The 23,487-nt window shown below is 58.9% G+C and carries 22 protein-coding genes; 5 read left to right on the top strand and 17 right to left on the bottom strand.

Features of this window, described 5'->3' with window-relative positions; translation table 11 throughout:
* Nucleotide 1 precedes the first annotated feature (1 nt).
* Complete coding sequence (locus tag PVA19_RS07175; protein ID WP_274101774.1) at nucleotides 2-1,408, top strand: mannitol dehydrogenase family protein; 1,407 nt, start codon at nucleotides 2-4, stop codon at nucleotides 1,406-1,408.
* A 71-nt stretch (nucleotides 1,409-1,479) separates the two neighbouring features.
* Here the strand turns inward: PVA19_RS07175 and PVA19_RS07170 are convergent, their stop codons facing one another.
* The 4 genes from PVA19_RS07170 to PVA19_RS07155 all read right to left on the bottom strand — a co-directional run bounded on the left by PVA19_RS07170 (nucleotide 1,480) and on the right by PVA19_RS07155 (nucleotide 5,903).
* Nucleotides 1,480-3,366: an MFS transporter gene (locus PVA19_RS07170; protein WP_274101773.1), complete on the bottom strand. Its 1,887-nt coding sequence runs from the start codon at nucleotides 3,364-3,366 to the stop codon at nucleotides 1,480-1,482.
* A 380-nt stretch (nucleotides 3,367-3,746) separates the two neighbouring features.
* Nucleotides 3,747-4,985 carry an aminopeptidase gene (locus tag PVA19_RS07165; RefSeq protein ID WP_274101772.1) on the bottom strand — a complete coding sequence of 413 codons (1,239 nt, stop codon included), beginning with the start codon at nucleotides 4,983-4,985 and terminating at the stop codon, nucleotides 3,747-3,749.
* Nucleotides 4,986-5,070: 85 nt separating this feature from the next.
* Nucleotides 5,071-5,547, bottom strand: coding sequence for a Cys-tRNA(Pro) deacylase (gene ybaK, locus PVA19_RS07160; protein ID WP_274101770.1), 477 nt, complete (start codon nucleotides 5,545-5,547; stop codon nucleotides 5,071-5,073).
* Nucleotides 5,548-5,552: 5 nt separating this feature from the next.
* Nucleotides 5,553-5,903: an ArsC family reductase gene (locus PVA19_RS07155; RefSeq protein ID WP_274101768.1), complete on the bottom strand. Its 351-nt coding sequence runs from the start codon at nucleotides 5,901-5,903 to the stop codon at nucleotides 5,553-5,555.
* A 192-nt stretch (nucleotides 5,904-6,095) separates the two neighbouring features.
* On the opposite strand from PVA19_RS07155, the gene PVA19_RS07150 reads away from it, so the two are divergent.
* The gene (locus tag PVA19_RS07150; protein ID WP_165457025.1) at nucleotides 6,096-6,263 is read left to right on the top strand and encodes a hypothetical protein; all 168 of its coding nucleotides are present in this window, start codon (nucleotides 6,096-6,098) and stop codon (nucleotides 6,261-6,263) included.
* A 152-nt stretch (nucleotides 6,264-6,415) separates the two neighbouring features.
* Here the strand turns inward: PVA19_RS07150 and attM are convergent, their stop codons facing one another.
* The 3 genes from attM to PVA19_RS07135 are packed head-to-tail and all read right to left on the bottom strand — an operon-like array spanning nucleotide 6,416 to nucleotide 9,887.
* Nucleotides 6,416-7,207, bottom strand: a complete 792-nt coding sequence (attM, locus tag PVA19_RS07145) for an AttM family quorum-quenching N-acyl homoserine lactonase (RefSeq protein WP_062423647.1) — start codon at nucleotides 7,205-7,207, stop codon at nucleotides 6,416-6,418.
* Between the two features lie 44 nt (nucleotides 7,208-7,251).
* Nucleotides 7,252-8,412 (bottom strand): iron-containing alcohol dehydrogenase, encoded by a 1,161-nt coding sequence (locus PVA19_RS07140; RefSeq protein ID WP_274101766.1) that lies wholly within the window; start codon nucleotides 8,410-8,412, stop codon nucleotides 7,252-7,254.
* Nucleotides 8,413-8,432: 20 nt separating this feature from the next.
* On the bottom strand, nucleotides 8,433-9,887 hold the full coding sequence (locus PVA19_RS07135) for an NAD-dependent succinate-semialdehyde dehydrogenase (RefSeq protein ID WP_274101765.1): 1,455 nt from the start codon (nucleotides 9,885-9,887) through the stop codon (nucleotides 8,433-8,435).
* A gap of 89 nt (nucleotides 9,888-9,976) precedes the next feature.
* On the opposite strand from PVA19_RS07135, the gene PVA19_RS07130 reads away from it, so the two are divergent.
* The gene (locus tag PVA19_RS07130; RefSeq protein WP_274101763.1) at nucleotides 9,977-10,753 is read left to right on the top strand and encodes an IclR family transcriptional regulator; all 777 of its coding nucleotides are present in this window, start codon (nucleotides 9,977-9,979) and stop codon (nucleotides 10,751-10,753) included.
* Nucleotides 10,754-11,072: 319 nt separating this feature from the next.
* On the opposite strand, the gene PVA19_RS07125 is transcribed toward PVA19_RS07130, so the two are convergent.
* The 3 genes from PVA19_RS07125 to PVA19_RS07115 form a co-directional block, all read right to left on the bottom strand.
* Nucleotides 11,073-11,507, bottom strand: a complete 435-nt coding sequence (locus PVA19_RS07125; protein WP_274101761.1) for a pyridoxamine 5'-phosphate oxidase family protein — start codon at nucleotides 11,505-11,507, stop codon at nucleotides 11,073-11,075.
* A 54-nt stretch (nucleotides 11,508-11,561) separates the two neighbouring features.
* Complete coding sequence (locus tag PVA19_RS07120) at nucleotides 11,562-12,389, bottom strand: DUF1206 domain-containing protein (protein WP_274101760.1); 828 nt, start codon at nucleotides 12,387-12,389, stop codon at nucleotides 11,562-11,564.
* Nucleotides 12,390-12,543: 154 nt separating this feature from the next.
* Nucleotides 12,544-13,455: a LysR family transcriptional regulator gene (locus tag PVA19_RS07115; protein WP_274101759.1), complete on the bottom strand. Its 912-nt coding sequence runs from the start codon at nucleotides 13,453-13,455 to the stop codon at nucleotides 12,544-12,546.
* A 96-nt stretch (nucleotides 13,456-13,551) separates the two neighbouring features.
* On the opposite strand from PVA19_RS07115, the gene PVA19_RS07110 reads away from it, so the two are divergent.
* Both PVA19_RS07110 and PVA19_RS07105 read left to right on the top strand, forming a co-directional pair.
* Nucleotides 13,552-13,881: a YybH family protein gene (locus PVA19_RS07110; RefSeq protein WP_274101757.1), complete on the top strand. Its 330-nt coding sequence runs from the start codon at nucleotides 13,552-13,554 to the stop codon at nucleotides 13,879-13,881.
* Complete coding sequence (locus PVA19_RS07105; protein WP_274101756.1) at nucleotides 13,878-14,666, top strand: SDR family oxidoreductase; 789 nt, start codon at nucleotides 13,878-13,880, stop codon at nucleotides 14,664-14,666. The genes PVA19_RS07110 and PVA19_RS07105 overlap by 4 nt, the downstream gene beginning before the upstream one ends.
* Before the next feature lie 208 nt (nucleotides 14,667-14,874).
* Here the strand turns inward: PVA19_RS07105 and guaA are convergent, their stop codons facing one another.
* The 7 genes from guaA to PVA19_RS07070 all read right to left on the bottom strand — a co-directional run bounded on the left by guaA (nucleotide 14,875) and on the right by PVA19_RS07070 (nucleotide 23,441).
* A complete protein-coding gene (gene guaA, locus PVA19_RS07100; RefSeq protein ID WP_062423655.1) occupies nucleotides 14,875-16,452 on the bottom strand; it encodes a glutamine-hydrolyzing GMP synthase in 1,578 nt (525 codons plus the stop codon).
* Nucleotides 16,453-16,534: 82 nt separating this feature from the next.
* Entirely contained in the window at nucleotides 16,535-17,173 is a 639-nt protein-coding gene (locus tag PVA19_RS07095; protein WP_274101754.1) for a 5'-methylthioadenosine/S-adenosylhomocysteine nucleosidase, read from the bottom strand.
* Nucleotides 17,163-17,621, bottom strand: a complete 459-nt coding sequence (locus tag PVA19_RS07090) for a PaaI family thioesterase (RefSeq protein ID WP_062423657.1) — start codon at nucleotides 17,619-17,621, stop codon at nucleotides 17,163-17,165. The genes PVA19_RS07095 and PVA19_RS07090 overlap by 11 nt, the downstream gene beginning before the upstream one ends.
* A 111-nt stretch (nucleotides 17,622-17,732) precedes the next feature.
* Entirely contained in the window at nucleotides 17,733-19,535 is a 1,803-nt protein-coding gene (locus PVA19_RS07085) for an NAD(P)/FAD-dependent oxidoreductase (protein ID WP_274101865.1), read from the bottom strand.
* A 114-nt stretch (nucleotides 19,536-19,649) separates the two neighbouring features.
* Complete coding sequence (locus tag PVA19_RS07080) at nucleotides 19,650-20,723, bottom strand: 2,3-butanediol dehydrogenase (protein ID WP_113326110.1); 1,074 nt, start codon at nucleotides 20,721-20,723, stop codon at nucleotides 19,650-19,652.
* Nucleotides 20,724-20,877: 154 nt separating this feature from the next.
* Nucleotides 20,878-22,761: a sigma-54-dependent Fis family transcriptional regulator gene (locus PVA19_RS07075; RefSeq protein ID WP_274101752.1), complete on the bottom strand. Its 1,884-nt coding sequence runs from the start codon at nucleotides 22,759-22,761 to the stop codon at nucleotides 20,878-20,880.
* Nucleotides 22,762-22,985: 224 nt separating this feature from the next.
* The gene (locus tag PVA19_RS07070) at nucleotides 22,986-23,441 is read right to left on the bottom strand and encodes a TspO/MBR family protein (RefSeq protein ID WP_062600350.1); all 456 of its coding nucleotides are present in this window, start codon (nucleotides 23,439-23,441) and stop codon (nucleotides 22,986-22,988) included.
* Nucleotides 23,442-23,487 lie beyond the last annotated feature (46 nt).

Genomic DNA, 23,487 nt, shown 5'->3' with positions numbered 1-23,487 from the left:
TATGAGCAGATTGTCTTCTTCAACCTTATTGCCTGACGTCATTGCACAGCCTTCCTATGACCGCGCGAATTTGCAGCCCGGCGTCATCCATATGGGGCTCGGCGCTTTTCACCGCGCCCATCAGGCGGTCTATACGCAACGGGCTTTGTCCGAACAGTTCGGGGCCTGGGGCATCATTGCGGTCAATCTGCGGTCCCCTGATCCGGTGGAAGCGCTTGCCGAGCAGGATGGTCTCTACTCGATCATCGTTCGTAACGCAGAGGGCGACACGGCGGAAATCATGGGTGCCACGGTCGGTTGGCTTTGTGCTGCAGAACGTGGCACGGACGTTCTCGATTATCTTGCCAATGAAACCATCAAGATCGTCACACTGACGGTCAGCGAGAAGGCCTATGGTCTTGACCCCGTCACGGGTGGTCTGGACCTGAAGCATCCTTCCGTCGCAGCCGATCTTGCCGATCCTCACGCGCCGGTCGGTGCGGTCGGTTTCCTCGTTGAGGGTCTCGCGAAGCGTCGTGAGATGGGGATCGCTCCTTACACCGTTCTCTGCTGCGACAACCTCCCCTCCAACGGTCACGTGGTTCGTCGCCTCGTCCTCGACATGGCGGAACGTCGCGATCCCGAACTGGCGCGCTGGATTGCCGAAAACGGCGCATTCCCGTGCAGTATGGTCGACCGTATCGTTCCAGCGGCAACGGCCGAAAGCCGGGCCCGCGCGCAAGCTCTGCTCGGCGTTGAAGACACGCTGTCGATCGAGACAGAGCCTTTCATGCAGTGGGTCATCGAAGAGAATTTCGTCTCTGGTCGACCCGCATGGGAAGCGGGCGGTGCCGTCTTCGCCAAGGCCGTCGAACCCTATGAGAAGATGAAGCTGCGTCTGCTGAACGGTCCGCACACGATGATTGCCCATCTTGGCATTCTCAACGATCTGGAGTTCGTGCGCGACGTGATGGCTGTGCCGGAATTTGTCGAGAAGGTCAGGCGGCACATGCAGGCAGCGGTCAAGACACTCGATCCGGTGCCGGGGATCGATCTGCCTGCCTATATGGATGAGCTTGTCGAGCGCTTTGCCAATCCGACGATTGCTCATAAGAATATCCAGATTGCCATGGACACCAGCCAGAAGCTGCCGCAGCGCATTCTGGCGGCAACCGTGGAAACGCTGGAGGCGGGCCATGACGCTGCGGAGTTTGCCTATGTGATCGCGCTCTGGATCGCTTCGATCCACAAGCGCGGAAATCTCGACGATCCGCGTCGCGAGGAAATCCTTGTCGCCGTGGGCAATGTCGATCCGAGCGACCCTTCGGCGGCCTTCTTTGCCATCGACGGACTTTTTCCGCCAGCACTCGTTCAAAACCGCGCCTGGCGCGATCGCGTCAATGCCGAATTGCAGGGCCTGAAGGCCTAAGCTTCCCATTCTCGAGCAATAAAAAACCCGGCGATCGTCTCGCCGGGTTTTCTTTTGGATATGAGGGGTCCTCAATCCATCTTGTGGATGTCGCGGTCCTTCGTTTCCGGCAGGAAGAGCAGACCGATCACAAGCGTGATGCCGGCAAAGACGATCGGGTACCAGAGGCCGTAGTAGATATCGCCCTTGGCAGCGCTCATCGCAAACGCAGTTGCAGGAAGCAGACCGCCGAACCAGCCGTTACCGATGTGGTAGGGCAGGGACATGCCGGAGTAGCGGATGCGGGTCGGGAAGAGCTCGACCAGAAGCGCTGCGATCGGACCGTAGACCATCGTCACATAGATGACGAGAACGGTCAGAACCGCGATGATGACCACCCAGTTCACGGCTGCCGGATCGGCAACCATGCTAAAGGCACCGCCGCCCGGAACCGTATAAACGGCCATCTCGGTTGCGCCATTGGCTTCCGCCGGTGTCAGAAGCTTGTCTGCGACAAGCTTGTCGACCGGCACGGTTTTGGAAGGCGTTGCTCGGATGGCATCGGCGTTGAGCGCCAATTCAGGGTTTGCAGCAACAAAGGCGTCGAGCTTTGCGGCTGGGACCTGAGCGGCGCCGCGAACCAGCGGATAACCGCCGTCATGCAGGGCAATGTTGATCTGCTTCTGGAAAGCGCGATCCTTGGCGGCTGCGTCTGCACCTGCCGCCACAGCGTCGTAGCTGTTTACGGTGGTGTTGCCGATCTTGACGGTGGCGGGTTGTCCGGCCGGACCTTCCACCACATCATAAGGAACGGAGTTACGGGTCAGGAACGAAGTTGCGATATCGCAGGATGTCGTGAACTTTGCCGTGCCTGTTGGGTTGAATTGGAACTTGCAGTCGCCGGGGGCAGCCGTCACGGTTGCCCGAACGGTCGCCTGGGCCTCAGCAAGGGCTGGGTTGCCCGCCCATGTGAGCGCTTTAAACAGCGGGAAGTAGGTCAGCATCGCCAGAACGAGGCCAGCCATGATGATGGGCTTGCGGCCGACCTTGTCGGAGAGCCAACCGAAGAGAACGAAGAAGCCGGTGCCGAGCAGAAGAGCGCAGGCGACCATGATGTTTGCCGACTGGCCATCGACCTTCAGAATGCTCTGGAGGAAGAACAGGGCGTAGAACTGGCCTGTGTACCAGACGACTGCCTGACCGACGACCGCACCGAGAAGTGCGATGATGGCAATCTTGGCGTTCTTCCATTGACCGAAGGCTTCGCTGAGCGGGGCTTTGGAGGTCTTGCCCTCTTCCTTCATCTTCTTGAAGGCAGGGGATTCATTCATTTTCAGGCGGATCCAGACCGATACGCCGAGCAGAATGACGGAGAGCAGGAATGGAATGCGCCAGCCCCAGGCTGCGAAAGCTTCCTTGCCGAGGCTGAACTGTACGCCGAGAATTACGACCAGCGACAGGAAGAGTCCGAGTGTCGCGGTGGTTTGGATCCACGAGGTATAATAGCCGCGACGACCATTCGGCGCGTGCTCTGCCACGTAGGTTGCAGCACCGCCGTACTCACCGCCCAGCGCCAGACCTTGAAGCATGCGCAGCAAAATCAGGATGATGGGCGCTGCAATACCGATCTGTGCGGCACCTGGCAGAATACCGACCACAAAGGTCGAGAAGCCCATGATCAGAATGGTGATGAGGAAGGTGTATTTACGTCCGACGATATCACCGAGACGGCCGAAGACCAGAGCGCCGAAGGGACGAACGAGAAAGCCTGCCGCAAAGGCCAGCAGCGCGAAGATGTTTCGCGTTGTTTCCGGATACTGGCTGAAGAAGTTCGCGCCGATATAGATGGCGAGCGAACCATAGAGATAAAAGTCGTACCACTCAAAGACCGTACCGAGAGAAGAGGCGAAAATGACCTTCTTCTCCTCCCCCGTCATGGGGCGGGCCTTTTCCACGCCCGTCGCTGCTATATTCGCCATTGGCTGTCCTCCACAGAAATCAAGAAGACGCATCGCAACAGCTCGACTCCCCTCGAACTGGCCCTTCCGGGCGCGATGCACCTGATTGCAAAGTGACAGAATTTTAACGAAAGGAAGAGCGATGCTTTTGGCTTATGACTTTAGTCTAATAGACACGCGCGCTTCAGGACCGATCGACGGGGGATAGCAGGCACGAGCGGCGATCCGTTACGATCGCTGTCGCCAATCGCTCTACCGCGGTGGCGGGCCGGGCCTCTCATCCCGCAGCATCGGCCCGAAAACCGGACTCGATTTTCGGAAAGCACGGTGCGTCGATTCAAAAGGCAGAGCGTCCGTGCGTCCAAAAGGAAGCACGGCGCTCTAGGAGGCCCGTGCCTAGATCAGGCCCACTCGCCCTTGCGCATAACGGGTACGACGGAGCCGTCGGGCTTGATGCCGTCGATATCGACCTTGTCGGAGCCGATCATCCAGTCGATGTGAATCAGGCTGGAATTGCCGCCTTGCGCCTTGATCTGATCCTGGCTGAGCGTCGCGCCGTCGATGAAGCACTTGGAATAGCACTGGCCGAGCGCGATATGGCAGGAGGCGTTTTCGTCGAACAGCGTGTTGTAGAACAAAATACCGCTCGCTGAAATCGGCGAGGAATGCGGCACCAGCGCCACTTCGCCGAGGCGCCGTGCACCCTCGTCGGTGTCGAGCACCTTGTTCAGCACCGATTCGCCCTTCGAGGCCTTGGCCTCGACGATGCGACCAGCCTCGAACTTCACCTGGATATTGTCGATCAGCGTGCCCTGATGGGAGAGCGGCTTGGTGCTGGAGACATAACCGTCCACGCGCAGCGCATGGGGTGTGGTGAAAACTTCCTCGGTCGGGATGTTCGGATTGCAGGTAACACCGTTCTTCGCCATCGAGGCGCCGCCGTGCCATTCATGGCCGTCTGCAACGCCTATGGTGACGTCGGTGCCGGGGCCTGTGAAGCGCAGCGAGGCGAAACGCTCGCCATTCAGCCACTTGGAGCGCTTGGCAAGATTGGCATTGTGCTCGACCCAGGCTGCCACCGGATCGGCAACATCCACACGCGATGCTGCGAAGATCGCATCCGCAAGCTTACGAACGGCTTCGTCTTCGCTGACATCCGGGAAGACCTGCTTGGCCCAGGATGGGTTGGGGTAGGAGATGATGTTCCAGTTGATGTCGAAGTTGGAAATCTTCTCAAGCGCCGGCTTGTAGGCCGTTGAGTTGGCTTTGTTGGCGCGCGCGACTTTGGTCGGGTCCTGTTCGGACAAAAGCATGGGGTTGTCGCCGGAAATCGCCAGTCTTGCTGCGCCGTTTGCGTAAGCCTTTGCCATGCCTTCGTAGAGCCAGCTGGACGCCTTGTCGAAATTGGCGTCACTTGCATGGCGATAGCGCGCCAGCGTCGTTTCCTCATCGGAATAGAAGGTGGTGACCAGGCCGCTGCCTGCCATATAGGCGTGCTTGGTCAAGAAACGGACCAGCGGCAAGGCTGCCAGCGGCGCCGTGATCACCAGATCCTGATCCTTCTGGAGCTGAAGTCCAATCTTGACGGCGACTTCGGCCAGCTTTTCGAGTTTGACGGGATCGATAGGAGAAACGCTCATGATCTGCCTTCACATGTCTGCTTGAATGGGTTTGGACAATAGACCATCCATCGGGAAAGCCAACCACCTTCCCAGACGGCAATGCTCAATCTGCGACAAGCGGTGCGGCCTTCGCCTTCAAAGCAGCGAGCGCATCTTTGGGCGAAAGGCGCACCTGCAGCCCGCGCTGGCCGCCATTCATATAGACGTAAGGATGTTCCATTGACTGAGCCTCTATAGCAGTCGGCACCAGCTTCTTCTGCCCGAATGGGCTGATGCCGCCCACATGGTAACCGGTTGCCCGCTCGGCATCTGCCGGCTTCATCATATGGGCAGACTTTCCGCCAAAGGCTGCCGCCAGCTTCTTCATGCTGACTTCCCGGTCGGAAGGGACAGCAACACAGACGGCCTTGCCGTCCACCTCGGCCATCAGCGTCTTCAGCACCAGATGCGGCGGCTCGCCAATCGACTCGGCTGCCTGAAGACCGATGCGTTCAGCATTCGGATCGTATTCATAGGATACAGTGGTAAAGGCCACGCCGACCTTGGTCAGCATCTGCGTTGCACGGGTCGTCTTGGACATGGAGCCTACTTGCCGAAAATCGAAGCGTAGGTATCAGGCTTGAAGCCGACGGTGATTTTGTCTTCGCTTTCCAGAACCGGGCGCTTGATCATCGACGGCTGCTCCAGCATGAGCCCGATCGCCTTCTCTTTGGTGAGATCGGCCTTCTGCGCATCGTCCAGTTTCTTGAAAGTGGTGCCCGCCCGGTTCAGAACGGTTTCCCATCCCGCCGCCTCGCACCAGGCGTCCAGATGGGCGCGATCGATGCCTTGCGTCTTGTAGTCATGAAAGGCGGCGTCGATGCCGTGCGCTTCCAGCCAGCTGCGCGCCTTTTTCATCGTGTCGCAGTTCTTGATGCCGTAAATGACCGTCGCCATGCTCTCAATCTCCCTTTCTCTCCACGGATTAACAAAATCGGGGCCGTAGTCAAAGCGCCATCACCCATGCAAATTTGCCGTAGCTGTCATCCGAAGGAGTTCGAGCTCTGCCGCATGGCTCCCCCGCTATATCACGAGTTGTAGATTTGGGTCGATTTACCCATATTCAGGTCAACCCAAAAGGAGAAAGAAATGCGTTCGGTTGCAAAGACATCGCGTAAGTTTTTCAGTGAAACCCTTGCTGTTTTCGGCGCCGCCGTTTCGGTTTCCGCCGCTGTGCGTGCCCATCGCAAGCCTGCCGGTTCTGATCTTGATGCGCTTGGCATCGATCCCAAGGCTTTCGACAAGGTTCAGCTGTAACATTCAGTCGCGCGCCTTGAAGAGCTGCGCACCGTAAAGCTCAATCAAAAAAACCGGGCTCTGCTTGATGCAGAGCCCGGTTTTTCCGTTTTTGAAACTGAGTTCAACCTTTGCGACGGGGATGGAGCCTCGCCGCCGATGAGAACGGCATATCAGCCGTAATATTCGGGAGCCTTCTTGAAGGTCGACCAAGCGTCGGGGTCATGCCCCGTCACCACGATCGCATCTGTCTTATCGGCAATTGTTCTGAGTTTCTGTACGGAACGCACGGTGTCCACGGTGGAGGCGAGGAAGCCTGGCAATGCCTTTTCTTCCCAGTGATCGAGCGTGTAGGCAGCGTCGATGGTGAGCAGCAACGGCTTGCTATCCGGCACTCGCACCAAGAAGGACTGGTGGCCCGGAGCGTGTCCGGGGGTGAATATGGTCGTCAGGGTGCCGTCGCCGTAAATGTCGTAGAGATCGTCATCCGCGCCGTTGAGAAACTGCCATTTCAGACCCGGCTTATCGAAATCCTTTCGGATATAGCCGCCTGCCGCAAACCAGTCCGGCGTGAAGGCGTATTCATATTCTCGGCGTTGGACGATATGGGTGGCATTGGGAAAGCGACCGATGGCGCCGGTGTGATCGAGATGCAGGTGGGACTGGACGACGTATTTGACATCCGCAGGGTCGAAGCCGAGCGCCTTTATCTGATCGACGCAGCCCTGATCCTTGTCCAGAACCGGCCAATAGACATCGCACACGCCGCCCCAATGGCCGCGCGGGTCGGTTGCCACTTCGATCGCGTTGCCGCCATCGATGACCGTATGCCCGTCCGGATGGGTGATCAGGAAGAAAGGAACGGGAATTTCGTAGTCCGCGCCGTCTCCCTGGTTCATCTTGATGTTGTGTACCTTGCACTTCAAGGTTCCGGATTGAAGCATATAAAGCCTGATATCGGTCATAAACGTTTCCTCCCTGAGAGTAGATTGCTGAATGGTTTCGGTGATCAGAACGCTTCCCGATAAAGCGCCAGCGCATCCTCCTCGCGCACCTCGACGGGGTTGTTGACGAGCAGACGCGTCTGCTTCATGGCGTCCGATGCCAACATTGCGAGGCTGTTGTCGGTAACGCCGACATCTCTCAAACGGCGCGGCGCACCGCTCTCGTCCATCAGCTTTCCCATGTGCTGAACGAATGCGGTGGATCGCGTGGTCGCGTCACCTTCGCCCGGCACCTTCAAGACGTCGGCAAGCTCAGCATAAAGCGGTGCTGCTGCAGCGGCGTTAAAACGAAGGATGGGGCCGAGCATGAGAGCATTAGAGAGGCCGTGGGGAATGTGGTAGTGTCCGCCAAGCGGATAAGCGAGAGCGTGCACGGCCGCTACCGGCGAGTTGGCAAAGGCTTGACCGGCCAGCGTGGCGCCGAGCAACATGGCCTCTCTTGCCTGACGGTTTTTGCCATCCTTGCAGGCTGCGACCAGATTGTCTCCCAAGAGACGCAGGGCTTCGCGTGCCAAGCAATCGGAGAGCGGGTTTTTCTTGTGCTTGCTGGTATAGGCTTCGATCGCGTGAACCATTGCATCGATGCCGGTGGCAGCGGTGTGGACTTGCGGCAGGCCCACCGTCAACTCGGCGTCAAGCAGCACGAAATCCGCATAAAGCTGAGGCGAGACGACGCCCATCTTGGTTGTCTCGCCGGTGGTGATGATCGAGATATTGGTGACCTCGGAGCCCGTTCCGGCCGTGGTCGGAACCAGTACCAGAGGCGCACGCGAACCCTTGACGTTGCCGATACCGTACATGTCCGAGAGTGACTGATCGGAAACCAGAAGCACAGCCACAAGCTTCGCGATATCGAGCGACGAACCGCCGCCAAGACCGATGACGATATCCGCGCCGAAGGCTTTGGCGGAGGCGACGCATTCCGCAACCACATGTTCGGGCGGATCCGCAACCACCTTGTCGAAGGTCTCGACGGAAAAGCCGCTGGCAGACAGCGCTTCGGCAATCGGTTGGATGAGCCCTGCCTTTACCAGACCGCTGTCGGTTATGAGAAGCGCAGTTCGCTGTACGAAACGGCCAGCCAGAATTTCACCGAGCTTTGCTGCCCCGCCCCAGGCGACCTGCATGGAGGGGACGGTTCGAAACTCGAACGGATTGATGGTCATAGTATCCTCCCGATCACGTCTCAGCTGAGAGCCGAGCAGAGATATTTGATTTCAAGATATTCATCGATGCCGAAGTGGGAGCCCTCTCGGCCAAGGCCGGATTGCTTGACGCCACCGAAGGGGGCAACCTCGTTGGAGATCAGGCCGGTGTTGTGACCGACCATGCCGTAATCCAGCGCTTCCGCGACGCGCCATGTGCGGCTGAAGTTTTCGGTGTAGAAATACGCTGCCAGACCAAACTCGGTGTCGTTGGCCATGGCAATCGCCTCGTCTTCCGTCTCGAAGCGAAAGAGTGGCGCAACCGGTCCAAACGTCTCCTCGCGCGCGACCCTCATGGTCTGTGTCGCGCCCGCAATAACGGTCGGCTCGAAGAAGGTTCCGCCAAGTGCGTGTCGTCCGCCGCCAGTGATGATAGCAGCACCTTTCGCCAGAGCGTCGGCCACATGTTCCTCGACCTTCTTGACAGCGTCCTCGTCGATCAAGGGACCGATCGTCACGCCCTCTTCGGTACCCACGCCAACCTTCATCGCCTTCACTTTTGTGGCCAATTTTTGCGTAAAGATGTCGAAGATTGCTGACTGGACATAGATGCGATTGCTGCACACGCATGTCTGCCCGGCATTACGATACTTGGATGCAATCGCGCCTTCGACTGCCGCATCGATATTGGCATCGTCAAAGACGATGAACGGTGCGTTGCCGCCAAGTTCGAGAGAGAGTTTCTTGATCGTCGGGGCCGATTGCGCCATCAGAACGCGTCCAACTTCGGTCGATCCGGTGAAGGATATCTTCCTCACCGTGTCGCTTTCGGTAAAGATCTTTCCGATCTCCCGTGCCTCGCCTGTCACCACCTGCAGCACACCGGCGGGAATGCCGGCTTCCTCAGCAAGAACGCCAAGCGCCAATGCTGTAAGCGGCGTCTGCTCTGCAGGTTTGACGATCATCGTGCAGCCTGCGGCAAGCGCTGGCGCGGCCTTGCGGGTGATCATCGCCGCCGGAAAATTCCAGGGCGTGATGGCAGCGCAAACACCGATCGGCTGTTTTAGGATGGTGATGCGTTTGTCGGTGGTGGGCGCAGGAATGGTTTCGCCGTAGACCCGTTTTGCTTCCTCTGCAAACCACTCCACGAAGGAGGCGGCATAGAGCGCTTCACCCTTGGCTTCGGCGAGCGGCTTGCCCTGTTCTGCCGTCATCAGCGCTGCGAGATCGTCGGCGTTTGCCACCATCAGATCGAACCAGCGCCTCAGTATGGATGCGCGCTCCTTGGCGGAGCGGGTTCTCCAACCCACCAAAGCCTGTTCAGCTGCCTCGACAGCGTGCGTTACCTGGTTGGATGTCAGTGACGGAACTTCAGCGATGACATTCCCGGTCGCCGGATTTTCAACCTTGATCGTTTGGGAACTATCCGATTGAATCCATTTTCCGTTGATCAAACATGCATCTTTAAGAAGGCGAGGATTTCTCAACTTGAGCACTGTGCGATCTCCAGATAAGTTCATCTAATTGAACCTTGGTCCGTATATTGAACTATGATCGCTGCTGCCGATCCTGTCAAGGAGACGAAATGCAAAATGACGAGCCCGACTCTTCTTCCGCGCAAACGGTGCCGGCCCTGCGCCGGGCAGTTGGCATTCTCGATATTCTCGCCTCTGGCAAAAATCTGACGGCTGCTGAAATCGCCCGCGCACTTGGTCTGCCGAAGAGCACGGCCCACGGACTCCTGGCGGTGATGAGTGAGCTCGATCTTGTGGTGAGATCGCCGGATGGAACGTTGAAGATTGGACCTCATCCACTCAGATGGGCGAACGCCTTTTTGTCGCAGCTCGACATCGTCACGACATTTCAGGACGTGCTTGCACGGGACCGAAAACTTGACCCCTACACTGTTACGCTGACGGTACGCGAAGGCGCAGAGGTCGTCTATGTTGGCTGTCGTAACTCAGATCAGCCTCTAGGCCAGACATTCCGCATCGGCATGAGACTGGCGGCACCGTTTACTGCCACTGGCAAGATACTGTTGTCGGATCTCAAACGTGAAGAACTCGATCATCTGCTGGCCGATTTTCCCAAGCCCCTAACGCAACGGAGCGTCCGCACCGTCGAAGAGCTGGAGAAGGAGCTCGAGCTCACGCGAGAACGTGGTTTTTCCATTGACGATGGGCAAATCCGTGAGGGGATGATCTGTATTGGGGCAGCACTTCGAGATCACTCAGGTTCCGCGGTTGCAGGAATTGCGATCAGTATGTTGCGCAGCGAAGCAAGCGACGACAGAATATCTGAACTCGGAGCGCAATTGCAGGTGATCGCAAAGGGAATGTCCGAAGGGCTTGGCGGAGCCTGAAGATATCGATTCGACGGTCGACCGAATGTGAAACAACGGGGCTCAAAGCAAGGGCGGTTGTGATCAGACCCACTATTGTCAATCCACCCGCCGAGTTCTGCGCGATGCCAGCCTGACGCATGCCGCGCAAAACCGCTTGACGGCTTTGCGATAACGACATGCGGCAGGAGAAGGACCCACAGCATTTGGAGCGAATCTGAAAGTTCGCGAGACGCGTTACAGCGCCGGCCCGAAAATCGGAATCGACTTTCCAAAATCACGATGCGTAGATCAAAAAAGATAGAGCGTCCCTTGTGCGTCCGATAGGACGTACGACGCTCTAGAGTTCGATCGTGCCGTTCTCTTCCCCGTCCCAATATTGCACCCGAACGCCACGCACCTTGATCAGGACCAGGCCGGGAGTGTCGACGCCTTCCGTGAACCAGCGATCAAGGTCGGACACCCAGTGGCGCTCGAAGGCGGCCTTGTCCTCTATGAGCTCTGCCGCGCCCTCGATCGAAATGAACATGCCGGGTTTGCCAAGGAGGCTTGGCGGCTCGGTGAAGGAAAGCGTCACCTGAGAATTGCGATTAATGTGGGAGACCTTGTGGGTGTCCTTCATCGAGAAAAACCAGGAATCGCCATCATAATCGACATCGCCATTGTTGCTCATCGGGCGGTTGGTGATGGCACCGGAAGAGCCGTGCGTTGCCATCATGCAGAAGTCGATCTTCTTCATCGTTGAAGCAATGTTTTCGATTGTCTTGCTGGCCATGGAAGGCTCCTTTTCTTGAGCGTTGGATCGTCAGAAGGTCTTGGAACGTCGCTGTCACCGCCCGGGCAAAGCGGAGCGCACGGATTGCGTTACTGCGCTTAAGGAGGGGCTCGGGATCGTCCGGTAGCGGGCTTCAATCAGATTGTAGATGCCGAAGGCGGCAAGCCCTGCTGCAACGCAGATGTAAAGAGCGCTGCCGAATGGCATCTGCCTCAGCCACTGCATCGCATCGCCCATACTGCCAGCCTCCTGCGGATCGACCTTCATTCCCGCCGTGACAAACAGGATGCCGATGATGGCAAACACCAGGCCGCGCGCGACGAGCCCGTAGACGCAAATCCAGGTGGCGATGGCGTTCTGATCCGGGATGCGAAGATAACGCTCGAACTTTCGCGTCAGTCCCTTTGCAGCAGTCACACCGCCGCCAATGACGAAGCCCGCTCCAACAACAATCAGAAGATAAGATCCGAAGGGCTGCGATATGATCCATTGAGCAAGATCTTTCTCGCCAGATCCTTCATTGCCACCACCGGCAAGAAAGCTATGGCCAAGCGCAAAGCCGGCAAGACCCAAATAGGTAATCGCACTTCCGATGAGAGCAGTACGAATGACAAGTCCTTTTGCACTGGTGCCGTGATCGTCCGTATCGGCAATGGCCTGGGCCAAGCGCCAGCAGACAAAACCGAGAAGCCCGATGCCGATGGCACCCACCCAGATGCGTCCGAACGGCTGGCTCAGAAGCGTTGAGAGTGCCGACTTCGTTTCGGCTTTCTCACCCGCGACACCGGACAGCAGCGCCAGCCCGCCAACGAGCATGAAGACGATACCGCGTGCGGCGTAACCACTCTTGGCGAGCAGATCGAATCGAAAGGTTGAGGGCATGACGGGACCGCAGTGCTGGGAACAATGGGTCCCTAACGCGCCGCGCGGATGAATGGTTGAGCCGGGAGTAAAAAAAGTGCCGAAGTTGCTGTCACCTTTTCGCAGAGGTGGCGTCTTCGAGACCGGTTTTTTCAGCGACTGCCGAGATAAAAGCTCAGGGCTGCGCGAGACGTCCGGCGGCATAGTCGCGCGCCAGCGCGATGAAGGCCTGGAAGGCAGCCGAGGAATTGCGCCGATTATAATAATAGAGGCACAGCGGTACGAGCGGCGGCGTCCAGTCTTCGAGGATGCGCACAAGCCGTCCTGCAGCGATGTCTTCGCGGACATCCGTTTCCATGAAATAGCCGATCCCTAAACCGCTCGTCACCGCGATCCGGGCAAGCGACGCTTCGTCGAGCGTGATCGGGCCATCGACGTCGATCTGCAGTTGTTCGCCACCCTTCTCGAACCGCCACCGGAGCAATGTCCCATCGGGAAGCCGGGCGCGAACGCAGGGGTGGTTAAGCAGATCCTGCGGCACTTGGGGAACAGCCTGGTTTTGGAAAAAGGCAGGAGATGCGACGACGGCCATGCGTCGCATCTGGCCCAGCGGTATTGCGATGGCATCGCTGGGCACGAGATCGGCGCTGCGCACCGCCAGATCGAAGCCCGCTGCCACCACGTCGACAAGCCGCCCCTCAGTCACGATGTCGATATGCACATGGGGATAGCGCTGCAGATAGTTCAGGACCAGCGGCGCCATGATCTCGCGCGCCGCCGTCGCGAAAGTATTGATGCGCAACGTACCGGACGGTGTCTCCTGCTGGGAGCGTGCCGTGTTCATCGCCTTCTGGATGTTTTCCAGCGCCGGCTTGATCTGTGCAACGAAGATGCGTCCCGCATAGGTGAGCGAGACGCTACGCGTGGTGCGATTGAACAAACGAACGGCAAGCTCCCGCTCAAGCTTGCCGACAGCGCTGCTGATCGCCGTGGTCGACATACCGAGTTCGAGAGCCGCTGCTCGAAACGAACCGCACCGAACAATGGCCAAGACCGCCTCAAGTTCAATGAGAGAGTGGCGCGCCATTGTCCCGATTTCCGTTACACCCCATGCGGTTTCATCTCGCTTATCGGGAGAAAAGTCCAGCGCTAAATTAGCCGCATCACTTAGAAGGAGATGAACATGTCACTGAACCTACCTCAACCGATTGCCGATTACATCGAGGCAAATGCACGTCTCGATCTGGAAGGCATGATGAAGCAATTCACGAATGATGCGGTCTTCATAGATAACGGCAAGCATTACGTGGGCGAGGCCAAAATCCGCCAGCTGCTTGAGGAGGAAGCGATCGCGGTCAAAGCGATCTTCGAGCCCGATAGTGTTCGGGAAGAAAACGGCGACGTTGTTCTCGAAGGTCCTGCTCACGGAGATTTCCCCGGCAGCCCACTCCGCTTCACCTATCGATTCACGCTGGCGCAAAATGCCATCAAGACCCTGGAGACCACGATATGAGTGTCCAGGTACTTCCCCATGAATTTGCCGGCAAGCGTGTGCTCGTCAGCGGCGGTACCAAGGGTCTCGGCCGCGCCACGGTGAAACGCTTCCTCGCCGGCGGCGCTCGTGTCGTCACGGCTGCCCGCACGATCAAAGATAAGATTGAAGGCGTGGAATATGTCCAGGCGGACCTGACCACTGCTGAGGGTAGCGAAGCGGTGGCCAAAGCGGCGATCGAGCGGCTTGGCGGTATCGACATTCTTGCGCATGTTATCGGTGGCTCTGCTTCGCCGGCGGGCGGCTTCGCCGCGCTGACGGATGAGCACTGGCTTGCCGAACTGAACCTCAACCTGCTGGCGACGGTCCGGCTCGACCGACTGTTAATCCCGCAGATGCTGGAGCGCGGTCAGGGAACCGTCGTGCATGTTACCTCCATCCAGTCCGTCCTGCCGCTGCCCGAATCCACGACAGCCTATGCCGCTGCGAAAGCGGCGCTGAGAACCTACAGCAAGTCGATTTCGAAAGAACTCGGGCCCAAAGGTGTGCGGGTCAATTCCGTCTCTCCCGGCTGGATCATGACCGATGCCGCGGGGGACTTCCTCGACATGCTGCGCAATGCCAATGGCGGCACGATCGAGGACGCGCGTCAGTCCGTGCTCGATGCGCTGGGCGGGATCTCGATCGGGCGGGGAGCCGAACCGGAAGAGGTTGCCGACCTTATCGCCTACCTTGCCTCCGACCGGGCCGCTGCGATCCACGGTGCCGAGTTTGTCATCGACGGCGGTACGATCAAGACAGTCTGAAGCGGCCCGCAAACCCTTCACGGCCAGAGAGTGTTCACGAGGTAATCGACCGCAAGGTACTGACCAGCAGGGCAAAGCGAGCCTCATGGACAGTCATTCAATCGCGTAACGCCGGGTCAATGCGCCATATCTAGAAACCTGAAAGCCCGCAATAAGCGGGCTTTCAGCATTTTCTCTCAATTGCTGCCGGTTTATAGCGGGAGCGCGATCATTCCCACTCGATCGTGCCGGGTGGCTTCGACGTCACGTCATAGACCACGCGGTTGATGCCCTTGACCTCGTTGATGATGCGGGTGGCCGCACGACCGAGGAAGTTCATGTCGTAAGGGTAGAAATCTGCCGTCATGCCGTCGACAGAGGTAACAGCGCGCAGCGCGCAGACGAAGTCATAGGTACGATAGTCACCCATGACACCCACGGTCTGAACCGGCAGCAGAACCGCAAAGGCCTGCCAGATGGTGTCATAGAGGCCAGCTTTGCGAATTTCGTCGAGATAGATCGCATCCGCCTTGCGCAGAATATCGAGCTTCTCGCGCGTCACGACGCCGGGGCAACGGATCGCCAGACCTGGGCCCGGGAAGGGATGGCGGCCGATGAAGCTTTCCGGCAGGCCGAGTTCGCGGCCAAGAGCGCGGACTTCGTCCTTGAACAGTTCACGAAGCGGTTCGACCAGCTTCATGTTCATGCGCTCGGGAAGACCGCCGACATTGTGGTGGCTCTTGATCGTGACGGACGGGCCGCCAGAGAAGGACACGCTTTCGATCACGTCGGGATAGAGCGTGCCCTGCGCCAGAAATGCCGGTGCGCCCTTGCCGTCGGCTGCGATCTTGGCAGCTTCGGCTTCGAAGGTTTCGATGAACAGGCGACCGATGGTCTTGCGCTTGACTTCCGGATCGGAAACGCCAGCCAGTTCCGTGAGGAAGAGGTCGGAGGCATCCACATGGACGAGCGGGATATTGTAATGATCGCGGAACATGCCGACGACCTGCTCGCTTTCAGCCAGACGCATCAGGCCATGATCGACGTAAACGCAGGTCAGCTGGTCGCCGATGGCCTCATGGATGAGGATCGCTGCAACGGAAGAATCGACACCGCCGGAAAGCGCGCAAAGCACGCGACCATCGCCGACCTGTTCGCGGATCTTGCGGATCATCTCGGCGCGATAGGCAGCCATGGTCCAGTCTGATTTCAGGCCGACAATCTTGTGAACGAAGTTGGAAAGCAGCTTTGCGCCATCCGGCGTGTGAACCACTTCCGGGTGGAACATGGTGGTGTAGTAACGGCGCTCTTCATTGACTGCGATGGCGAATGGCGCGTTTTCGGAGGTCGCGGCCACTTCGAAGCCGGCCGGCAATTGCGTGACGCGATCGCCGTGGCTCATCCAGACCGGGTAACGGCCGCCGAGTTCCCAGAAACCGTCGAAGAGCGGGCTTGCCTTCTTGATCTCGATATCGGCTCTGCCGAATTCCGCCGCATGGCCGCCTTCGACCGTGCCGCCCAGCTGGGTGCAGAGTGTCTGCTGGCCGTAGCAGATGCCGAGGATCGGGATGCCTGCATCGAACACCGCCTGCGGTGCGCGCGGGCTTCCTTCTGCCGTGACAGATGCGGGGCCGCCGGAGAAGATGACGCCCTTCGGCTGCATCTTCTCGAATGCCTCGGCGGCGTTCTGGAACGGGTGAATTTCGCAATAGACCCCGGCTTCGCGGATACGGCGCGCAATCAGCTGCGTCACCTGGCTGCCGAAATCGATGATGAGGATGCTGTCGGGATGGGCTATCTGGGTCATGGCGAGCCTTTAAAGAATTGCCGGGCGTAAGGCAACCCGGCAGATGCCTTGAAAAGCCAGAAAATGGGCTTCAGTGCAAGCTTTAGAGCGGAATCTCTCCAGCCTTTATGGCGTCCTTCAGCCTGTCGACGGCCTCTGCCAGCCTCTCGTCGATGACGTGCAGATATTCGGTCCAATCACCGATATGGTGGACGTCCGCCCTGCCATCGGAGATGCCGCGCAAGCCGATCAGCGGAACGCCGAAACGCTGGCAGGCCCGCAGAACCGCGAAGGTCTCCATCTCCACCAAGTCGGCGTCGATCGCCTCGTAGGCACTTCCGGATACGACGTTAGCGCCGGTTGAAACCCGGGCAGTGGGGATCTGCGGGATGATGAATGGGAGCGGCACCTCTGCCGGCAGATCGAGAAAGGGCGTGCGCCCTCTTTCGAAGCCGAAGGCGGAGGCGTCCATGTCGCGGTAGGAGACGCTCGCCGCCTGGTAGACGTCCGCCTGTTCCAGTGTGCGCGAACCGGCGGAGCCGAGCGACACGACGAGATGCGGCAGGCGCGCCTGGCCGTTGAGGTCGCTTAGTGCCGCGGTCAAGGAGACGGCAGCTTCCACCGGCCCGACGCCGGTCATCAGTGGCCGGAAGCGGGCCTTCAGATGCGGGCCATACTCGGCATCTGCCGCCATGACGAAGAGAAGGCGCTTGTCGTCGATATCGACCAGTTCATAGCTCATTTTCGTTGAACCCTTCGCGGCCCTTGAGAACCATCATCGTACCGGTCATCGACGCGATCAGTTTGGCTGGTCCGTCGGAGATCGCATAGGCGCGCCCGTCGGCAACGATGATGTTGCTGCCAGGCTTGGTGATTTCGCCGCGAAAGAGAAAACGCTCACCACGCCCCGGAGACATGAGATTGACCTTAAACTCGATCGTCAACAAAGACGCTTCGGGCTCGACGATGGTGTAGGCTGCATAGGTGCAGGCGGTATCGAGTGCTGCGGCGATGACGCCTGCGTGCAAGATGCCGTGTTGCTGGGTCAGCTTGGGATGAAAGGGCAGTTCGATTTCGACCAGCCTGTGCTCGATACGCGAGAGCTCAGCTTTTATTGCCTGTACGACGCCCTGACGTGCAAAGCTCTTTTCAATGCGCTGGCGAAAATCGCCAGGATCGGTGAATGCCATTCCCCTGCCTCTCATTTTTACGCAAAAATGACATGGCGTCCGTTCACGCGCAAGACAAGGGTGGCTGATCCGTCGGTTGTTGCCAACCGACGGATCGAGGCCAGTTTCACATCACGCCAGATGATGGGGCTTTTGCAGACCATAGACCGGGGTTTCAAGCCCCACCTGGCGCGCCTTCAGCTGAAGCGACAGATATTGCGAGTAGTGGCGCGACTGATGCAGGTTGCCGCCGTGAAACCACAGCGCCTGTTGCTGGGTCGGTTTCCACATGTTGCGTTGCTCCCCTTCCCACGGGCCGGGATCCTTCGTCGTGTTGGAGCCGAGGCCCCAGCACTTGCCGACCTTGTCTGCCACCTCGCGGGAGATAAGATCTGCTGCCCAGCCATTCATCGAGCCGTAACCGGTCGCGTAGACCACCAGATCCGCCGGCAGCTCGGTGCCGTCTTTCAACACCACGGCATTTTCCGTGAGATACGAGACATCCACGCCGGATTTCAGCTTGATCGAGCCGTCGATCACCAGATCGCAGGCGCCGACATCGATGTAGTAGCCGGAGCCGCGACGCAGATACTTCATGAACAGACCGGATTCGTCATCGCCGAAGTCCAGCATGAAGCCGGCTTTCTCCAGTGCCGCGTAGAAATCTGCATCCTTTTCGCGGATCCTGTCGTAAATCGGGATCTGGAACTCATGCATGATCCTGTAGGGGAGCGAGGCGAAGATGAGATCGGCCTTGCGCGTCGTCATCCCACTCGCGACCGCGCGTTCGGAATAGAGATCGCCAAGACCGATTTCCATCAGCGAGTCCGATTTGACGATGTGGGTGGACGACCGCTGCAGCATGGTGACGTCTGCGCCGGCTTCCCAAAGGGCGGCGCAAATATCATGGGCCGAGTTGTTGGAGCCGATCACCACGACCTTTTTGTCTGCATAAGCATCCGGGCCAGGATGCTGCGATGAGTGCTGCTGTTCACCCTTGAAGATATCCTGCCCTTGAATTTTCGGCACGTTTGGCTTGCCCGACATGCCGGTCGCCAGCACCAGCTGTTTCGGCCGCAGCACGACGTCCTCACCGGCACGGTTTACGACGACCGTCCATTCGCCTTTGGCCTCGTCATACTGCGCAGATCTGCAGGTCGTTGAGCCCCAGTAATTCAGCTCCATGACCTTGGTATACATCTCCAGCCAATCGCCCACCTTGTCCTTGGGGGTGAAGACCGGCCAGTTTTCCGGAAAAGGAATATAGGGCAGGTGATCGTACCAGACGGGATCGTGCAGGCAGAGCGACTTGTAGCGCTTGCGCCAGCTGTCGCCCGGCCGCTCGTTCTTTTCAATGATGATCGTCGGAACGCCGAGTTGGCGAAGGCGCGCACCAAGCGCAATGCCACCCTGGCCGCCGCCAATAATGACGACATAGGGCTGCTCCGAATAACCGAGTTCGCTGGCTTCGGCCTCGCGCTTTTCTTTCCAGGTCCGGCGGTTGCGGTCATGGCCGTGTTCGGCGCCCATGGGACGGCGTATGCCTTTCGGCTCTTCGTGACCTTTCAGTTCGCTCATCGTGGTCAGCAAGGTCCAGATCAGCCCGTCCTTCAGGCGGATATGGCCGTATCCACGCGCTGTCGTAGTCTCGAACTCAAACCAGCCTTCGGTGACGCCACCACCTTCCGAGGCGGGCTCTTTACCGTCTTGCACAAAGCCCGAAGGCTTGATTGCGGCAAGCTGGCTCTGGAGCATGTCGCGGATTTGTTCGCGGCCTTCCAGCGTCTTCAGGTTCCAGGTGAAGGTTACCAGATCTCGCCAGTGGCAATCGGCATGAAACAGGTGGATGGCAGCATCTATGTCGCCAGCTTCAAGCGCTGTGCCGAGCTTGGAAAGAACAGTGTCGATTTTGGTGGCGGGACTGACGTCAAGCATATTCATCTCCTCCATTGGTTGCTTGGGTCTCGTGGCAAGCGGCGGTCTCTCCACCTGCCAGCCTGTGATCTGCCGCATTCCGGGCTCCTCTTCCCGGCCTGCGACAGGGATGAGCTATTTGGAAAGATCGATGAGAATCTTCAGATGCGTGCCGGCCGGGTCCAGCAAGGTATCGAAGCCCTCAGACACGGCGGTATCGAGCGTGATGCGCTTGGTGACGATCTTCGTGGCGGGTAACAGCCCAGAGGCAATCAAACGAATCACGCGGGGCCAGTAATGGGTCGGGTAGGCCCAGGAGCCCTTGATTTCCAGGTCCCGGAAAGTCACCTGGAACCAATCGAGCGGATTTTCATGTGGGTGGAGGCCCGTCTGGACCACGACGCCTTGCTTGCGTACGGCATCGGCACAGGCCTTGAGCGCATGTTCGTTGCCGACGCATTCGATCGCGACATCGCAGCCGACCAGCCCTTCGGTTGCCGAGCGCACCACATCGCCGACATGATCGCGCTTCGGGTTGATGGTGATCACGTCGGGAATGACGTTGCGAGCAAGTTCGAGGCGCGCATCGTTGAGATCGGAGACGAAAAGCTGCGCGGCACCGGCGGCGCGAGCGGCGAGAAGCGTCAGCATGCCGATCGGGCCGGCACCCGTCACCAGGACGCTGTTGCCGGCGGTCACGCCACCGCGGTCGCAGGCATAGACGGCAACGGCCGTCGGTTCTACCAGCGCTGCTTCCTCATCGGTCATGTCGTCCGGAATTTTCTGGACGTTGTATTCATTGACCAGCGCTGCCTCGGCCATGCCGCCGCCGTCCCAGCTCAGTCCGACGAGCGCCAGTTGCGGGCTCAGATGGAAGAGACCGCGATCGGCAAAGTAATCGCCGGAGCGCGGCATGACCAGTGGCTGGATCGATACGCGGTCACCGACGCGCACCGAGGTCACGCCCTCTCCGATGGCCTCCACCACACCGCCGAATTCATGGCCCAGGATCTGCGGACCATGCGCGCCAGTGAACGGGTGCGGCTCGGTGGGCACGAAGATCGGTCCGTAGCTGTATTCGTGGAGATCGGTGCCGCAGATGCCGACGAAGCGGTTACGGACGAGCACCTGTCCCGGTCCGGGATGTTTCGGATCTGGAACATCCTCGATCCGCAAATCCTTGGCCGCATGAAATCTAAGGGCGCGCATTTTTTTCCTCCATGGCGTCTGATGCCAGAGAAGGTGCAATGCCCATGCCAGACGCGTTCCTAGGCTGAGACGCCGGAGATTGCTGGGGTTTCGTGACAGGCCGGTTTTGCATTCCGCCACAACTGTGGTGCTACAGCTGTGGCGCGTGCCTCACTCAGTGAGGCTTGCCGATGCCAAGCCTGCGCATCCGACGATGGAGTGTGGTGCGATCAATACCAAGCCTTCTGGCCGCCTCGGAGACATTGCCGTCGCATGCGGCAAGCAGCGCGCGAAGATCAAGTTCCCGTTCATCGGTCACAGGCGTTGTCGCGGCGAAAACGAGATGTTCGGGCAGATCATCCACCGTGATAAATCCGTCGTCGCAGAGCGCTGCGGCGAAGGCTATCGCATTGTCCAGTTCGCGAATATTGCCCGGCCAGCGATGGTGCGCGAGCGCCAACTGCGCGGCATGGGAGAGCGACAATTGGCGGCCCGGCATGCTGTGTTTCTCCAAGGTCCTCTCAAGCAGCCACAAAAAGTCCTCCCGCTCTCTCAACGGCGGCAACGTCATGACGGCGGTATTCAGCCGATAATACAGGTCCTCGCGGAAGTCTCCGGAGAGCACCATGTCCCTCAGAGGGCGGTGCGACGCGGAGATGACCCTGAAATCAACCTTCTGCGGTGTCGAGCCGCCGACCGGCAGAACCTCTCCCTCGGCGAGAACCCGCAGCAGCCGGTTCTGTGCAACGAGCGGCATATCGCCAATCTCATCCAGAAAAAGCGTGCCCCCATCCGCTTCTTCCACGAGCCCTTTGCGTCCCTTCGGCAAAGCGCCGGTGAAGGCGCCTGGAAGATAGCCGAACAGCTCGCTTTCGATCAGCTGTTCGGGAATGGCTGCGCAATTGATGGTGACGAAGCGGCCGGATAGCCCGCTTAAATCATGAATGATGCGCGCCAGATGCTCCTTGCCGGTGCCGGTCTCGCCCTGCAGCAGGATCGGGAGTTTCGAAGGTGCCAGTCTCTCCACCTTCCGCTGGAGGTTCTGGATCGCCGGTCCGCTCTGGCCAATTCTGGAAACCGTCGCCTGAGGTTTCGACCGCGCGAGCGGCACGGTCGATCTGGTTTGCTGCGGCTCGATTGCATGCGCGTAAAGGATGGTCCCGCCTTTGACCACGATCCGCCTTTCCTGCGGAAGGCTGGAGCGGGTATGGGACGCGAGCTCATCAAGGTCGGCTTCGAAGAACGCCTCGACGCGCTGTCCGAGAAGTTCCTCCGGCTTTCGCCAGTCCAAACCTCGTGATGCGGCGAGGAAGCGGGCAGCGCCATGGGTCATGCCCGTGATCCGGCCAGCGCCATCGACCGAAAGGGCCGCCTCCGGATCGACATCCAGAAACTCCGGTGCGCTGGCAAAGCGCAGCACGAGATCATGTCGGCTGCTCGCCATCAGGTTCGCCAGTTCTATGCGTCGTACCGTCGAAGACACAAGATGGCGGGCCATGTTCTGGCTCGTCTTGAGGATGGGGGAACTCAGAAGCGAGATATCCAACACGGCTGCGAGAGCGCCTTGCGTATCGTAGATGGGTGCGGCGGTGCAGGAGAGCGGCGTATGGGTGACATCGAAATGGTCGGTCTGGTGAATGGTCAGCGCTTCGCCCGTCGCAATACAGGCCCCTACAGCGCAGGTGCCGGCGCGGGGTTCCGACCACTCCGATCCGAGGTAAAGTCCTGCCTTGCGCAGATTGTTGTTGAAGGAGGGATCCCCCAGGAATTCCACCGTCACTCCCTGCCGATCGGAGAGAAGGAGCACATAATTCTGCTCCGCCACCTGGCGGTAGAGCGCTTCCAGGGCGGAACGGGCAATGTGCACCAGATCTCCGGATCGCTGCCGATGTTCGCGCAGCCGCGTGTCCGAAACGATCACCGCTTCCCGCGCTTTTGCCGGGTCCAACTGGTAGGTATCGAGGCAGCGTCTCCAGGATTCCAGGACGACGGCATCACGACCGGTGTTCATGCCATCTGCGACATGCTCGATTTCTTTGATGTGATCCGAAACATTCATAGACTGCCGGCTTTCGATCGCCGCCTCCCATGGCTCTCGCAGAGAGCTTAACCAGTTTCGGTCTGGGTTTCCACTCCGGTGCTCCCAATGGTTGCCGGAAGCGGAGCAGACTTGCGACTACAGCATCGTGCTTTGCAAAAATCGGCCTCGATGTTCGGAAAGTTCAATGTGTCGATTCAAAAAGGTCAGGCATCCTTTGTGCGTCCAGCAGGACGCACGGCGCTTTAGTTCAAATAGAGAATGCTGGCATTCAGAAGCGTGGCAAAGCCGACCCAGGCCGCGTAGGGGATGAAGAGCAACATGGACAGCCGGTCGCGGCTGGAGGTCAGAATGATGAAGGCGATGATGCAGATCAGCATCGGAACGATGATGATCAGACCCGCTGCCGGGCTCTGCATGCCGAAGAACATCGGCGACCAGAGGAAGTTCAGCAGCATCTGGCTGCCCCAAAGCTGCATCCGTCCGCCCATACGGCTTCGCAACCACGTGCGCGCGCCGGCAATGGCGATCATCACGTAAAGGGTGGTCCAGACGGGGCCGAAAATCCAGTTGGGAGGATTGAATGGCGGCTTGTTCAGGGACTGGTACCAGTCGCCGGGAACGTTGTTGATGCCAATCAACGCGCCACAGGTCACGACCACAGCGATAAAAACGAGATAGACGACGAGCGCGTTCTTCATGCCGCATGAATGGTGGCGACAGGCTTTGGTTCCCGCGCTATTTCAA

The sequence above is a fragment of the Agrobacterium sp. CNPSo 3708 genome (assembly GCF_028674915.1).
GTDB classification, from domain to species: Bacteria; Pseudomonadota; Alphaproteobacteria; order Rhizobiales; family Rhizobiaceae; genus Agrobacterium; species Agrobacterium cavarae.
This window is presented reverse-complemented; position numbering and strand designations above follow the sequence as displayed.